We start from the raw sequence: 15,108 nt of genomic DNA, 5'->3' as shown, positions 1-15,108 counted from the left end.
GTGAGGAGACGATGAGCTTCCTCGATGAGTGGCAAATCGGTGGTGCGGCTCGTCGGCAACGGATTCGACGAGCGCCTCCTCGTTTGCCGCCGACGTTCAAGCATCACCGTCGTCGGCGGCAAGCGGAGAAGGATCCGGATGCGGCCGCCCGGCCGTATCCGAACGACAGCATGTCAATAGATCGGAGGCAGAAGATGACTTTGGCAATCGGAGTGATCGGTGTCGGCGTAATGGGATCGGAGCATGTGCGCATTCTGAGTGAAGAGACGTCGGGTGCGGAGCTGGTCGCGGTCTGCGATGTGGACGAAGGGCGCGCACGTACCGTAGCCGGAGGCGCGAAAGTCTATACGGACCCGCGAGCGCTGATTCGCGCCGAGCATGTCAACGCCGTGCTCGTTGCCGCACCTGACCCGCTGCACGGTGACCTGGTACTGCAGTGCATCGAGGCCGACAAGCCGGTGCTGTGCGAAAAGCCGCTGGCCGGTACGGCAGCCGGGGCGCTCGCGGTCGTCGACGCGGAACTCGCGAAGGGCCGCAGGCTGGTCCAGGTGGGCTACATGCGTCGTTTCGACCGACCGTACATCGAGATGAAGCGCGCGATCGGAGACGGCGAGATCGGTGCGCCGGTTGTCGTGCACAACGTCCACCGCAATCCGGTCGCGCCGGACTGGTTCAACGGTCCGATGTCCATCACCAATGCGTTCGTTCACGAAATCGATGCAAGCCGCTGGCTGCTAGATTCCGAACCTGTTTCTGCACGCGTCTACAGCGCCGGAAACGGTGACCCCCTGACCGTCGTGATGGAGATGGCCGGTGACGTTATCGTGTCGTCCGAGGTGTTCATGAATTGCAGGTATGGCTACCACGTACACGTACAGGTTGTCGGGCGAACCGGGACGGTCGAGACCGCGTCAACCGGAGTCGTTGGCAGGAATGCCGGCGGCTACGGCATGACGGCCTACGCAGGTAACTGGATCGATCGATTCAGACCTGCCTATGTAAAGCAGCTCAACGAGTGGGTCCGATCGATCAGAGCAGGCACGTCAAGCGGTGGCGCAAATGCTTGGGATGGATATGTAACGACGTCCGTCGCAGAGCAGATCGTCGCTGCGATGGAGCGCGGAACGTCGGTGACGTTTTCGGGCGAACGCTACTGTCCGACGATGTACGCGTAGTCACGCCGATCCACGGAAGTGCAGAGGTGTGTGCGACTCGGGAGAAAAGATGATCAGGATCGGCATTCTCCGATGTGGGCGCATTGGTCAGGTTCATTCCCTCGGTATCAAGCAGATTCCGTCGGCAACGCTTGTCGCGGTTGCAGACGTCGACGAGCGCGCTGCCAGCTTTTGTGCCGACCGGATCGGGGTTGAAGTACGTAACGCGTCGGAAATTCTCGAAGGGAAGGATATCGATTCGGTTGTGATCGCGACACCGTCATCGACCCATTTCGATCTGATTCACGCGGCAGTGGCTGCACGAAAGGCCATTTTTTGCGAGAAGCCCATCGACCTGTCGTCGGCCAGGGTAAGGGCATGCATGGAAGCCGTCGAGAATGTCGGTGTGCCCTTCATGACGGCGTTCAACCAGCGGTTCGATCCGCACTTCGGCGAGTTGGCGCGCCGCGTACACGAGGGCGAGATCGGCGATGTCGAGACGGTCGCAATCACATCTCGCGATCTGGCACCGCCGACGCTGTCGTATCTGAAGACATCCGGTGGCCTCTTTCGCGACATGATGATTCACGATTTCGACCTCGCGCGATTCCTGTTGCGCGAAGATCCGGTGCGGGTGTTTGCAACCGGATGGATGCTGGTCGAGCCGTCCATTGCGGAGGTTGGCGACGTGGATACGGCCGCAGTGATCCTGACGACGAAGTCGAGGCGCATCTGCCAGATCTCGAATTCGCGCCGCTCGACCTACGGCTATGACCAGCGAATCGAGGTCCACGGATCGCGCGGCATACTGCGCGTCAAGAACATTCACGAGTCTCAGGTGCAACGTGCCACGGAAGTCGCCAGTCGGGCAACCGTTCTTTCTCGAGCGCTTCGGCGCTGCCTATCTCGCCGAAATGCGTTACTTCGTCGACACCGTGTCGGCAGGAAAACTGCCGCGAACGGATGCCGGCGATGGCTTGAAGGCCCAGTTGATCGCAGATGCGGCCACGCTTTCGTGGCATCGCAGGCAGCCCGTAGACATCGCCGGTTGCTCGACGCGACCGGCATGAGAAAACCGGCCGGTCACCATTTCACACATATCGGGTGCTCCCATGAAGATCGGCATCGTCGGCCTCGGCAACGTGGCAGAGTTGCACGTGACGGCTCTCGCGGAAATGGATCCGCAGTTGTTTTGCGGCGGCTGGAGTCGCACTTACAGGAAGGCGCGGGAATTCGTCGACAGGCTCGGTGGACGCGCATACGAAACCGTTGACGAACTGCTGGGCGACAACGCGGTCGATGCGGTTGTCGTGTGCACGAATACCGCGTCGCACTTCGACATGGCCAAGCGTGCGCTACTGGCAGGCAAACACGTATTGCTCGAGAAGCCGTTGAGCGAGCAAGCGACGCAGATTCGCGAGCTTGCGGAGATTGCACGTTCGCAATCGAGAATCTGCATGCCTTCCCACAATTATGTCTATGCAGAGAGCATGCGGCGACTGCGTGCGCATGTTGCTTCCGGGAAACTGGGAAGGATCGTCAATTTCTGGGCGATCTACAACAAGCGACATGACGCATCGATCGGCGCGCCGGATCTGACGATGCGAGAGCTGATGGTGCATCACGCGTACTGCATGCTGTATTTCACCGGTCGCCCGTCGTCGGTGTTCGCGACTGGTTCCAATGTGCACTTCGACGATCCGAATGCCGACGATCAACTGATGATCACCGCGGAGTATCCGAACGGAACGATCGCGAATCTGTGGGGAAGTTTTTCGGCCGATGATCGCAGCCGAGATCCCTGGTCCGTCTATTTCAAGATCATCGGAACCGACGGAAGCGGCGTGATCCCGTGGGATGTCACGAAATTTGGCGACGCGAGACTTCCGTTCTGGGATGACGCGACCTACTGGGACAGCTTTCTTCAGGTCGAAAGCTACTTCGTGAACGAGTGCGTTGCGAAAGGTACGACCCCGTTGTCGACGCTCGACGACGCATATGATGCAGCCATCGTGCTGGATGCGGCGCGTCAATCTCTGCGCGAGCGGAGCGTCGTCCCGGTCGTTTACGGTTCTTGAGCAACGCATAGAGGCAAACATGATCAGATACGCTGTTGTAGGCGCTGGATGGATATCACAAGAGGCGTTCATGCCGGCTGTTGCGCAGACAGGAAATTCGGCGATCGGCGCGTTGGTCTCCGGAAATCCTGACGGCGCGCGGAAGCTCGCGAGATTCCACGGTGTCGACACGATCGTCGGGTACGACGACTACGACCGGATGTTGAACAGCGATGTAGTCGATGCGGTCTATATCGCCGTACCCAATCCGCTCCACGCCGATTATGCGATTCGCGCGGCACGAGCCGGAAAGCACGTATTGGTCGAGAAGCCGATGGCGACGAGCGTCGCGGATGCCGAGGCGATGATTGGGGCGGCAGCCGAGGCCGGTGTGTTGTTGAGCACCTGTTACCGCCTGCATCATGAGGCAGGAACGATCGCGGCACTGGAAGCGATCCGGGAAGGTCGCATCGGCGATCCGAAATACTTCAGCGGAATGTTCGGATTTCAGTCCGCGACGCGCAACCACAGGCTGGACAGCAAGAACTGGGGCGGTCCGCTTCAAGATATCGGGATTTACTGCGTCAACGCAGCGCGGCACGTGTTCTCCGACGAACCCGTCGATGCGTCGGCGATCACGACGCGCCGGCCCGGAGATCCGCGCTTCTCGGACATCGACGACGCTATTGCTGTCACGTTGCGTTTCCCTCGCGATCGAATCGCGCAGTTCTATTGCAGTTTTGGCACGGCGTCGATCGATATGTACAGGGTGCTGGGAACCGAAGGGGACCTGACCATGGAGCCCGGTTTCAGGTTCGAAACGCCGACGCGAATGGTACTTAACACGAAGGATGCTTCGGAGACGATGCATTTCCGGCACTGTGATCACTTCGGCGGGTTAATTCAGCATTTTTCCGAATGCATTCAGAAACGCAGCAAACCTGCGTCGAGTGTCGAAGAGGGCCTGGCCGACCTGAGGGCCTTGTTGGCGATCGAGGCGTCTGCTCGCACGGGAACGGTGGTATCAGTCGAACCGACGCGTTTTAGCCGCCGAAACCTGACGCTCGATGATGTGCGCGCCGTACCGAGAACGGAGAAGCGGCTGCTGTTGTAGGCGTTCAGGTCGGGAGAACTTGCGCGACACACTGTCCGAGGCTCGCTAGGCGAGTCTCGAATTCCTGTCGCGGATCCAGATCCGTGGCGCGAGATTAGTTGTAGCCGAGGATCGATACCGTCCGGAGATCGGGCCGATCGGGAACATTCGCCGCGATGGAAGACATCGGTTCACGCAGAAGGGCGGTGTACGGAGAGACGTTTCGCTGGTCCGTGGCGGATACGTTTCGGTGGCTCGTGCGGGTTATTGGGGCAGCGTTGTGAAGGGCGGTGCCGAGAACTTTTCGTGGCGTCATGGGGCGAGGGTCCAGATATATCCGTCGATTCGAGATTCGCGGTTTGCCGAATTGCTTTCGCACTCTACGTTGTAAAGAAAGCGAATAAATAATAGGATCGGAAATGATCTTGAGCCAACGAGAAATTCTGCACACGGCTGTCAACATTTTCCTGACAAGCAGAGACGGACGTATCGATGTTCAACGCGAATGCGCTGTATTCGCCGTGTTGACTCGAGAAGATCGACGGGCGCAGGCAGGTGTTCAGTGGCGTATGGCGGGACGGAAACCTGCATCCTCGATGGTGAGGCAATGAATACACGCTTCCTGGAGACGTTCGTGACGCTCGCGCAACAAGGCAGCTTCCGGGCTACGGCGCGTCTTCTTCATACTTCGCCCGCGACGATATCTACACGTATCAAGGCGTTGGAAGGCGAATTGGGGACCGAGCTCGTCGATCGAACGGCGGAGGATTTTCGTCTCACCCTGTCTGGGCAGAGCTTGTTGATGCTGGCGACGAATGTGGTCGACGCGACCAGTGCGCTCAAGAAGGCAGCCGGTCTCGATCTCGCGTTACGCGGACCGATTCGCTTCGGCGTGATAGACACGATCGTTCACAGCTGGCTTTCCTTGTATGTGACGCAGTTGAGGGAGCGCGTCCCGGGCTTGGTGGTCGAGCTGACCGTAGATTCGAGCCCTGCGCTGAACAAGAAAATCCTGCAGGACGAGCTCGACATGGTTGTCTGCGCAGAGGTCGTTGGCAGCGACAAGGTCACGTCGAGCAGGATCGCAAGCTATCCGGTTCGATGGATTGTCAGCCGGGACCTGCTTTCCGGTTCGGACGTGGATCCGGTTGGCCTCGCCCTGGCGCGGCCGATACTGACATTCGGAAGGGGCACGACGTCGCACCTGGCGGTGGAACGCATCGTCCGAACCCTGGCCGGTGGAGCCGGCATCCCGAACGAGGCGATACGCATAACCTGTGCCTCTTCGGTCGCTGCGATCGTGCAATTGGTGCGTGATGGATACGGTGTCGGGGCAGTCCCGCACCTGTTCGTGCATGACGAACTGGAGAACGGGCGAATCGCTGAGCTCGCACTGGAGCCGCAGCCGCCGTCGATCGACGTGTCGTTGTGCATGCCGGTCAATGCATCGCCGGCCGTCGCAGCGGCAGCCGACGCGGTCCGGGACGTGTGCGCCACATACTGCCGAGGAAAACCGGAGACACTGATCCGGGCCGCGTGACTGATCATCCCGATTGCGGTCGTTCGGGCAGTGGGGGTGTACCGATTCACTTTCGGAATATGGTCGCCGGCGGGTATATGACTTCCCTAATATGATCCGGCGGCGCGTTGCGTTACCCTGTCTCATTAGGTATCAGATGCTAATCTGGTGTGGACTTCATGCTCTCGCTTTGAGGCTTTCGGTTTCGTGCCCCTGATTTCGAGCGATCGGCGCTCGCGCTCACCCCTACTGGCAAAGAGAATTGGTGATGTTAGTCGAAGTCAGCAAATTCAGGGAATCCCAGGAGTTCGCTCTTCAGACCGTTAACTTTGCACGGTCGATGCTCAATTGTTCGGCTGCCGTGTTCACATGGCTCGATTCGCACGACCAGCTATTGCCGCACACCCAGATGGGATGGCCCGAAGAGACCATCAAGGACTATTACACTGTATTCGCCTCGGCCGATCCGCTGAACGTCTATCGTCTGATCAAGCAGCGTGCGACCGTAGTGACCCTCAAAGGGGCAAAGCGCGACGACCAGCACTCCAGTTGGTCGGATTACCAGCGGAAGTACGGGCTCGTGGACGAAGTCGGGTTCCTATTCTGGGCGGGAGATACGCCACTAGCATGCCTCTCCGTCATCAAGAAGCAAGGCGATAGCCCGTTCTCGACTCCCGAACCCTTCGGACAGATGTACGACTATATGCAGCACAGCTTCTCGATGCTTGCATCCGTCAAGAAGGTCCAGGCAGACTACGCGCTGCGAAACGAGTATTTCCTGACGGAGCGGGAGCTCGCAGTCGCATCCCTGATGACCGCCGGCCTGTCCAACAAGGATATCGCCGAGACGCTGGGTATCGAGCTTGCCACGGTCAAGTCGCACGTCATTCGAATCCTGGGCAAGCTGGGCATCGAGAACCGAACCCAGCTTGCGGCATTCTCCGCCGACCTGGGCACACCGACAACGAAATAGCCTGAATGCACCGGGGCGGTGCGTTCGCCCTCGCCGTCGGTGGCATCAATGGAAATTTTTCTCATCCTTTGGATGGACGAACGGCGTCTTGGCCATACATACAATGGTTTCAAGGCCGCCGAACATCATCCAGACGGTCGTAACGCTCGCATTGGTTCACGCTTGTTGCGTAGCGTAACAGCTCACTTCCTTGATTACGATCTTCAACCTTGAGGACGGTGCGCGTTACACACGGCTTGAGCGGTGTCCGGCTGTCAATTCGTATAACGAATTAACATCAGATACGCGACGGATGTTTGCCGAGTACCGGTTGATTGTGGACCGTATTCGGTCCAGCTCGCCGAATTGATAGAAATTCGTGATCTGCATGCATCGAGAATCACAATTGGACCTCGTCTAATTGGCGCAAGACGATGCATGCACGCGAATCCTGGAAGCAGAAAGCGCACGATTCGCCGGCTCAATGAGCAGCGCTCGTGCTGGTCAAAGTGAAGTCAAGGAGACGTTTCAGTGAATGATTATTCCGGGCGCGTGGTTGTCGTAACCGGTGCCGGTTCCGGCATGGGGCGAGCAATGGTTCGCGAGTTCGTTTCGAGAGGGGCGAACGTAGCTGCACTCGATATCAATCTCAAGAATGCCGTTGCCACCGTCGAGGCGTTGGCGAATCCGTCGATGGCGTACGCACATTACGTGGACGTCAGCGACCCGCGTAGCGTCGAGGCCGCTGTCAAGGCGGTGATCGAGCGTTGGGAGCACATCGATCTTCTGTGTAATAACGCCGGCATTCTGGATGGACACGCGACGGCTCACGAGGTGAGCGTCGAAGAGTGGGACCGCGTCATCGCCGTTAACCTCACGGGACCGTTCCTGATGGCCCGAGCGGTCATTCCGCAGATGCTGAAGCAAGGCAAAGGGGCGATCGTGAACACGTCGTCCACCTCGGGCTTCAGTGCTGCTGGCGGCGGGACTGCCTACACGGCGTCTAAACACGGTGTGATCGGTCTGACTCGACAACTCACGTTCGAATACGGCGCGCGCGGCATTCGCGTCAATACGATTTGCCCGGGCGCAACTGCAACCCCGCTGGCGATGTCGGAGCACACGACGGCGAATTCGCCTGATATGGAGGCGGCGCTTCAGAAATTCCCGGCCCGCCGCTGGTGTCAGCCGGAAGAAATTGCCAAGCTCGCCGCGTATCTGGGCGGCGACGATGCCGACTTCGTGCATGGCAGCGAATACGTGATGGACGGCGGCTGGCTTGCTGCTGCCCGGGATCCCTTCTGAGCGGGCGTTTGGCTACACGCGTGACGCGGCGCAGGTGCCCGAGCCTGCACATGTCGGTGGAACAACAGGAGCTTTTGAATGTTTTCGAATCGTGAATGGCCGGAGACCGGCATCGAAGGTTTCAAGCGAGGCTTTCAGACGGTTGATGGCGTGCGGATGCATTATGTGAGCGGCGGCAAGGCGGACGGCGACGTGCTGGTTCTGATTTGCGGGTTCCCTCAAAGCTGGTATGCGTGGCGCAAGGTTTTGCCTCTTCTTGGGCATCGGTACCGTGTTATTGCTCCGGATCTTCCCGGGCAAGGTGACTCAGACCGTCCCGCGGGTACGCTCGACACGGCCAAGGCCGCCAAGCTCCTTCGTGGCTTGGTCGAGAAACTCGGTGTCGATCGACATGCACTTGTCGTGCACGACATCGGTGGATGGGTCGGTTATCCCTATGCGGCGATGAATGGCGACAAGGTCACCGGCCTCGCGATCCTCGACACGGGTATCCCGGGCATCAGTCTTCCGGATACGCTGCCGTGGGCTTCCGACGTTGCGTGGCGCACGTGGCATGTCGCATTCCACAACATCCCGGATCTTCCTGAAGCGCTCTTGGCCGGCCGCGAGCACATCTATCTCGAGTGGTATTTGCAACGGAAGGCAGCAAATCCGCAGGTGTTCTCCCAAGCGGACTTCGAGGAATACCATCGCGTGTTCCTGACGAATGGCCTGAAAGGTGGCCTCGCTTACTACCGTGCTATCTCGGTGTCTGCCGAGCAGAATCGCGAATTGAGCGCGAAGGGCAAGCTCAAGATGCCGGTTCTCGCGGTCCGTGCAGATCAGGGATCAATGCCCGACCTGGTCCCGCAGCTGCAGCAGGTCGCGGCGGACGTTCGCGGCACGATGGTCGCGTCCGGACACTACATCCCGGAAGAGGCACCGGACGCGCTTGCAAAGGAACTCGAGAGTTTCTTCGGCTAGTACGAGCGGATAGGCAGGCGCCGCTTCTTACGATCCAGTCAGCGTCTGGAGAAATCCGTCGCCCAGTTCCAACGGGTATGGAGCGCGCGTCGCATGCTGCCGAGCGATGTCAGTGCGTCGCCGGCACTGCACTCCGCTCGATGAGAGATTGCTGATCTTTACACGGAAACGGCAGGTATCAAAGCAATTCGATAGTTCGTTTAATAAGTATTCCTAGTGAAATCAACTTTGGTGATTTTTGGGGGGGGAATGAAAAAGAAAGTCATTGCAGTCGCCGCACTGAGCATCGTAGCGTTCTCGCAAGCAAAGGCTCAAAGTTCCGTAACGCTCTACGGGATCGTAGACACGGGTGTGGGCTATGTACACAACAGCGGCGGGCAGAGTTCGCAAGTGAGGATGTTGCCTAGCAATCTTTCGGCTTCCCTGTGGGGATTGAAGGGAACGGAGGATCTGGGCGGCGGCCTCTCGGCCATCTTTACAGTAGAGAGCGGCTTTGATGGCACGAACGGCGCGCTTGCGACACCGGGCAAGTTGTTTAGCCGACAAGCATTCGTGGGAATTTCGAGCCAGTACGGCACCCTCACGCTCGGTCGTCAGTACGATCCCTTGACCGATCTCGAACAGCAGTTGACCGCTGATGTCTACAGCGGCTGGTTCGCTACGCCGGGTGACGTCGACAATTACGACTCGAGTGCTCGATTCAACAACGCCGTGAAATGGGTGAGTCCGTCGTGGGGCGGTGTTTCGGCCGAGGTCATGTATGCGCTCGGCGGCGTCGTTGGATCCACGGGGTCGGGGCAGACGTGGAGCGCAGCAGTTGGCTATCAAAGCACGTCGTTCAGCGTCGGCGGCGGCGTTCTCCACATCGACAACGGCAACGCAACGTTGGGCAATCGCGGCACCTCCTCGTCCGACTCGCTGTTTAATTCGCCGGTAAATGCGGCTTATGCGTCTGCCCGGTCGATCAATATCGCCCGGATCGGTGCCAATTATGTTGCGGGTCCGTTCACGGTGGGCGCGGCGTATGGCTATGCCCAGTATTCGGCCGATTCGGCATCGACGTTCACGGGGTCGGAGAAGTATCACAACGGTTCAGTCTTTGCCCAGTATCAGGTGACGCCTGCGTTCCTGCTGATCGCCGGCTACAACTACACGCGCGCACTGGGGGATTCGTCTGCCAAGTACCACCAGGTGAATATCGGGGCCGACTACAGCTTGAGCAAGCGCACCGACGTCTATGCGCTCGCAGGGTATCAGCATGCAGGCGGGCAGAACGGGCAAGGCGCCGCCGAAGCTTCCATCGGGTCGTACGGAATTGCGGCGGGCAAAGGTACTCAGGAAATTGTAGCCGTCGGCCTGCGGCACAAGTTCTGAAGCAATCTGTATGAGGCGCCGCGGACCGATACGAGGGCGATTCCTTCGTGAGTTCCGCGGCGCCGCGTCGCTCCGTGTTCAAGTGGCGCCGGCAACTGCGGGCGGGCCTGTTTGAAGGGGCGGCGAACAGCACAGCGGTGTTGCTGCCCGTAGCGCTACCTGATGCACCGTCCGGCGAGACCGCAAAACCGACTTCGCTCGCTCTACAGCCTGTCGAGCCACATCGTGAGAGCGTACCGGCAGAGTCGGACATCGAGATCGAACTGAACGGTGCCCGTGTACGCGTCACGGGCAAGGTCGACCTCATGCAGTTGCGCCTCGTGCTGCGCTGCCTGATGCCAGCATGATTGCGCCGCCAGACTGTACCCGCGTATGGCTGGCAACGGGCCTTTCCGATATGCGCCGTGGCATGGATGGACTTGCCGCGCTGCTGCAGTCAGCGCTCGGTCGTGATCCCTTCTCGGGGCATATCTTCCTGTTTCGCGAGCGTCGCGGTGACCTCATCAAAATTTTATGGCCGAGCGGCGAAGGCATGAACCTGTACTTGGGACGAACACATGAAAGGATCGCTGGGATATCGAGCGTATTTTCGGATTTGTCTTATTTCCCCGGAATCCAGCTAGATGCTAGACTGGCCTCTGTTCACACTTTCGGATATGACGTCAGAAATCCGAGAGAACGCCACAGTGCAAGATGATTGCCTGCGAGATTGTCGCTCCAAGTGCCATGTTTCCCGCATTCGGCACGACAATTAATTCATTTATTTCACATCGGAACACGCGCAAGGACGCTTATGACATCCCCATCGGATAACGATAAAATACAAAATCTTTCACCATTTGTCGGTCTGCACTTCATCTACACTTATGCAAACGGATGGAAGTATGAGTGGTACGCTCGCAACGAACTAACGTGTGACTACCGGATTCATCATGGCCTCGTCGGGGGGCGGTGGGTAACTCATCAGCCAATGACGCTGACGAAACTTGCTTCTGGTACATACAAGGCCGACTGGCACGAACCGACCGGCACGTGTGTGAGCCTCTACTTCGACATCGAACGGCGATTAATCCACGGCACCATATTTTTCCCGCAATGGATCGGCGGAGAAGGACAGTCCCCGGAAAAGACAATCTGCTTCCAAAACGAATTTATCGAGGACATGCATCGCTTTCGCGACGATGGACCAGCCTACCCTTACGTCATCGTATCTGAGTTTGCAAACATCACATGGATGAAGCAATGCGGGCCAGACAATGACGATGTGATCGCCAAGGCCCCAGGGCAACTGCCCAGCGACTATCTCGATCGGACAAACTGACGTTGGGGTTTCTACGTTGAGCCTCTGTCCTTCGAAGTCGATTTATGTCTTGGATCAAGGCACGTCGAGCCTTGAGCGCCAGTGTTTCGACGCACGGATTGCGAAAATGCGCGCACCTGGCCGCACACGCGGATCGTAAGCGCTCGACACGTACCGTCTGTTCATGAGGGCACGGCACCGGCAATCTGATTCCCATCAGATGTAATGGGAATCAGATTGATGAAGCCAGTGGTGCATGGAAGACAAACGGGATCGAGTAACTACACGAAGGAGTTTCGGGAGGCGGTTGCTGGCTAAGCGAACGACCCGAATCGTTCGATTGCCGAGGTAGCGCGTGCGCACGGCTTGAACGCCAATATGGTCGCGCAGTGGCGAAGAAGCTTACCCAATACGCAACGTGCACCGTCTGTACCAAACATCGCGCTGCCACCGGTTAATGTGGTCGATCTGCCTGCGAAAGACATCTCACATCACGCTCTGCCGCAAACGCCAGACGTGTCGGCGCCCCCGGCGATGCCGCCGGGCTGTGAAATCGAGATCGAGGTCGGCAAACGACGTATTCGTATCCGCAGTGTGTCTCAGGAGTTCGCCGAACAGTATTTGCGAGACTGTCTGAAGTGATCCCGCCGAACACGCAAATCTGGATCGCGACGAGCGTCACGGACATGCGTTCCGGCTTCAACTCGTTGGCCGCGAAGGTACAAACCGTGCTGGAGAAGGATCCCTACAGCGTGCACGTGTTCGTGTTCCGGGGTAAGCGCGGCGACTTGCTGAAGTGCTTGTGGTGGTGCGACGGTCGCCTGTGCCTGCTCTCGAAGCGCCTCGAGAAAGGACGTTTCGCGTGGCCGCGCGCCGATGCCGGTGTTGTTGCGCTGACGACCGCTCAGCTCGCGCTCGCGCTCTTGCTCGAAGGTTTCGATTGGCGGCAGCCGATCGATGCGGTACGCCCGCGAAGCGCATTGTGAACGTTCATTACGCGTGGAGAGCTTGTGGGTGGCGTCGTGTAAGCTCACCGCATGTCCGCTGCTCCCACCGATCTCCCCGACGACATTGAAGCGCTGAAGGTGATGGTCGCCAGCTTGCGCGAGCAGCTCTCGTCGCGTGCGACCGAGATCGAACATCTGAAGCTGACGATTGCCGAGCTGCGCCGGATGCAGTTCGGCCGAAAATCGGAGCAGCTGGATCGCCAGATCGAGCAGCTTGAATTGTGGCTGGAAGACCTGCAGGCCGATGAAGGCTCGGCCGATATGGCCACGGCTGCTGCAGTTAAACAGCCGAGTCGCAAAGGTGTCGCGTTGCCCGATCACCTTGAGCGCGAAGAGCGCATCCATCTGCTCGCCAATGATGACTGCCCCGATTGCGGCGGGCAACTCAAACCGCTGGGCGAAGACGGCGCGGGACAGCTCGATTACGTCCCGGCGCACTTCCGCGTGATTCGCCATCGCCGTCCGAAGCTGGCCTGCGCATGCTGCGATCGCATCGTGCAGGCCGCGGCACCGAGCCGCCCGATCGATCGTGGCATCCCGGGCCCAGCGCTGCTCGCGCACATCGCCGTGTCGAAGTTCGCGTACCACATCCCGCTGTATCGCCAGGCAGTCATGTACGCGCGCGACGGCGTGGAGATTGATCCGGATACGATGGGGTATTGGATGGGAAGCATCACAGCGTTGCTCGCACCGCTGGTCGACACCGTGCGCCGCTACGCGCTGGCCGGCGGCAAGATTCATGCTGACGACACGCCGTTGCCATTGCTGGCGCCCGGCAACGGTCGCACAAAGACAGGACGTCTGCGGGTCTACGTGCGTAATGACCGGCCGAGTGCCTCCAAAGAGCCGGCGGCGGTCTGGTCCGCCTACACGCCCGATCGACGGGGCGAGCATACCCAGCAGCATCTTGCAGACTTCGCCGGCGTGCTGCAGGCCGATGCGTTTGCCGGCTATGCCGACCTGTATCGCGGCGGCACCATCCAGGAAGCTTCCTGCATGGCCCACGCTCGCCGAAAGATCCATGATCTACATGCCGTCCGTCCCAATGCGGTAACGGAGGAAGCGCTGCACCGGATCGGCGCGCTCTACAAGATCGAGGAGCAGATCCGCGTCAAACCACCTGATGAGCGACACAGTGGGCGCCAGGCGCGAGCGGTACCGCTGCTCGACGACATGAAACGCTGGTTCGAAGCAATGCTCGCCACGCTCTCTGCAAAATCCGACACGACCAAGGCGATTCAGTACGCGCTGAATCGCCGGCCGGCGCTCATCTACTACTGCAGCGACGGGCGTGCGGAAATCGACAACCTGATCGCCGAGCGAGCACTGCGCGGCGTCGCCCTCGGCAGACGGAATTACTTGTTCGCCGGCGCCGACTCCGGTGGCGAACGTGCCGCCGCGATGTATAGCCTGCTCGGCACGGCACGCCTGAACGGCCTCGATCCCGAGGCGTATCTCGCCTACGTGCTCGAGCGCATTGCGGACCATCCGATCAACCGCATCGACGAACTGCTGCCGTGGAACGTGGCTCTGTCGCTGCCGTCTACTGCTCACGTCGAGCCCATCCGATAGCATCGCGACTCCCCGTCGTCGTCGACCTACGCTACGGTGTTGATCGAGTGCTTACGGTGCTGCGCGGCGATCCATCAAAGGAGTCGTCCGCTAGGGGCGCCGACGCGAACAGGTGATCGGAACGTTTCGTGCCAATGAACCGGTTCCTTCCGCGATACTAGACGCGATGACCCGCGACGAGCGCAAAGCGCTCTCACGCTGGCTCGCGGTCTATCGGGAAAGCCAACGCACGCAGGCGCGTCCGGTACTTGCTTGCGCTACGGCGCAGCTCGAGACGCTTGTCAGCGCGCTAGAGGTGGCGGCCGACACGTTGTCGAGCGCCGACGCCGATCATCTGTGGGAGCAGTTGCAGGCTATCACGCGCGCGTTGAAGCGAGCAGGGCATATGCGGCCGCGCGCCGCGGGTCGGCCGCCGACGCCACTGCCGGGGCAGCGGGACCTTTTCGGCGAATGCGGCGAGATCGAGCAGCCGATCGAACAATGAGTACGTGCAGTTCCTGGTGGCCGCCATCCGCGGCGCTCTACAACAACGACATTTGGCCCGGTGCGCTCGCGCGATCGGCGTGGCCGCATTCCGCCGCCGGCGCGCCACTTGGGATCTCGGATAGAGCATTCGCGCGTCGCTCCGCATTGCCGTCGTCCCTGCAATGCTTGCGCGCCTACTCGGCACTCAGGACGTCGGACGAGAACACGACACCTGGTGCAATTTGAACGAGCTGGCTCACCGATGGAATTTCCTAAATCGACTGAATGTCAAAGTGGGCAGCGGCGTAACGCGCACTGCAGTTCCACACTTCGACACCGTCGCGGAT

General features: G+C 59.5%; 16 protein-coding genes and 1 pseudogene. All 17 read left to right on the top strand.

Annotated elements, in window-relative coordinates:
- Window positions 1-11 precede the first annotated feature (11 nt).
- The 17 genes and pseudogenes from WT24_RS14055 to WT24_RS13995 all read left to right on the top strand — a co-directional run bounded on the left by WT24_RS14055 (window position 12) and on the right by WT24_RS13995 (window position 14,780).
- Window positions 12-1,175, top strand: coding sequence for a Gfo/Idh/MocA family protein (locus WT24_RS14055; protein ID WP_218921569.1), 1,164 nt, complete (start codon window positions 12-14; stop codon window positions 1,173-1,175).
- Between the two features lie 49 nt (window positions 1,176-1,224).
- A pseudogene (locus tag WT24_RS35765) lies at window positions 1,225-1,935 on the top strand (Gfo/Idh/MocA family oxidoreductase); the annotation flags it as partial.
- Window positions 1,925-2,224 carry a Gfo/Idh/MocA family oxidoreductase gene (locus WT24_RS35760; RefSeq protein WP_373557231.1) on the top strand — a complete coding sequence of 100 codons (300 nt, stop codon included), beginning with the start codon at window positions 1,925-1,927 and terminating at the stop codon, window positions 2,222-2,224. The pseudogene WT24_RS35765 and the gene WT24_RS35760, both read left to right, overlap by 11 nt.
- Before the next feature lie 42 nt (window positions 2,225-2,266).
- Window positions 2,267-3,232 carry a Gfo/Idh/MocA family protein gene (locus WT24_RS14050; protein WP_060034126.1) on the top strand — a complete coding sequence of 322 codons (966 nt, stop codon included), beginning with the start codon at window positions 2,267-2,269 and terminating at the stop codon, window positions 3,230-3,232.
- Window positions 3,153-4,325 carry a Gfo/Idh/MocA family protein gene (locus WT24_RS14045; protein ID WP_306453346.1) on the top strand — a complete coding sequence of 391 codons (1,173 nt, stop codon included), beginning with the start codon at window positions 3,153-3,155 and terminating at the stop codon, window positions 4,323-4,325. The genes WT24_RS14050 and WT24_RS14045 overlap by 80 nt, the downstream gene beginning before the upstream one ends.
- A 586-nt stretch (window positions 4,326-4,911) precedes the next feature.
- Complete coding sequence (locus WT24_RS14040; protein WP_060034276.1) at window positions 4,912-5,844, top strand: LysR family transcriptional regulator; 933 nt, start codon at window positions 4,912-4,914, stop codon at window positions 5,842-5,844.
- A 247-nt stretch (window positions 5,845-6,091) separates the two neighbouring features.
- Window positions 6,092-6,796: a response regulator transcription factor gene (locus WT24_RS14035; protein WP_060034120.1), complete on the top strand. Its 705-nt coding sequence runs from the start codon at window positions 6,092-6,094 to the stop codon at window positions 6,794-6,796.
- Window positions 6,797-7,306: 510 nt separating this feature from the next.
- The gene (locus WT24_RS14030; protein ID WP_060034117.1) at window positions 7,307-8,080 is read left to right on the top strand and encodes an SDR family NAD(P)-dependent oxidoreductase; all 774 of its coding nucleotides are present in this window, start codon (window positions 7,307-7,309) and stop codon (window positions 8,078-8,080) included.
- A 78-nt stretch (window positions 8,081-8,158) separates the two neighbouring features.
- The gene (locus WT24_RS14025; RefSeq protein ID WP_060034113.1) at window positions 8,159-9,043 is read left to right on the top strand and encodes an alpha/beta fold hydrolase; all 885 of its coding nucleotides are present in this window, start codon (window positions 8,159-8,161) and stop codon (window positions 9,041-9,043) included.
- A gap of 249 nt (window positions 9,044-9,292) precedes the next feature.
- On the top strand, window positions 9,293-10,417 hold the full coding sequence (locus WT24_RS14020; protein ID WP_060034110.1) for a porin: 1,125 nt from the start codon (window positions 9,293-9,295) through the stop codon (window positions 10,415-10,417).
- Window positions 10,418-10,491: 74 nt separating this feature from the next.
- On the top strand, window positions 10,492-10,764 hold the full coding sequence (locus WT24_RS32730) for a hypothetical protein (RefSeq protein ID WP_179949345.1): 273 nt from the start codon (window positions 10,492-10,494) through the stop codon (window positions 10,762-10,764).
- A complete protein-coding gene (tnpB, locus tag WT24_RS32725) occupies window positions 10,761-11,114 on the top strand; it encodes an IS66 family insertion sequence element accessory protein TnpB (protein WP_082742168.1) in 354 nt (117 codons plus the stop codon). Before WT24_RS32730 ends, tnpB (WT24_RS32725) begins: the two co-directional genes overlap by 4 nt.
- A 96-nt stretch (window positions 11,115-11,210) precedes the next feature.
- Window positions 11,211-11,738, top strand: a complete 528-nt coding sequence (locus WT24_RS14010; protein WP_060034103.1) for a phenolic acid decarboxylase — start codon at window positions 11,211-11,213, stop codon at window positions 11,736-11,738.
- Window positions 11,739-12,083: 345 nt separating this feature from the next.
- Window positions 12,084-12,359, top strand: a complete 276-nt coding sequence (locus WT24_RS34335) for a hypothetical protein (protein ID WP_156441794.1) — start codon at window positions 12,084-12,086, stop codon at window positions 12,357-12,359.
- Entirely contained in the window at window positions 12,356-12,703 is a 348-nt protein-coding gene (gene tnpB, locus WT24_RS14005) for an IS66 family insertion sequence element accessory protein TnpB (RefSeq protein ID WP_082742167.1), read from the top strand. The genes WT24_RS34335 and tnpB (WT24_RS14005) overlap by 4 nt, the downstream gene beginning before the upstream one ends.
- A gap of 51 nt (window positions 12,704-12,754) precedes the next feature.
- Window positions 12,755-14,296, top strand: coding sequence for an IS66 family transposase (locus tag WT24_RS14000; protein ID WP_060034100.1), 1,542 nt, complete (start codon window positions 12,755-12,757; stop codon window positions 14,294-14,296).
- 166 nt (window positions 14,297-14,462) lie between these two features.
- Window positions 14,463-14,780, top strand: a complete 318-nt coding sequence (locus tag WT24_RS13995; RefSeq protein ID WP_060034097.1) for a hypothetical protein — start codon at window positions 14,463-14,465, stop codon at window positions 14,778-14,780.
- Window positions 14,781-15,108 lie beyond the last annotated feature (328 nt).

Origin of the sequence: Burkholderia sp. MSMB1078WGS (assembly GCF_001528895.1) — a bacterium.
Taxonomy (GTDB): domain Bacteria; phylum Pseudomonadota; class Gammaproteobacteria; order Burkholderiales; family Burkholderiaceae; genus Burkholderia.
The sequence above is the reverse complement of the archived record's forward strand: the minus strand, read 5'-3'. Positions and strand labels throughout refer to the sequence as shown.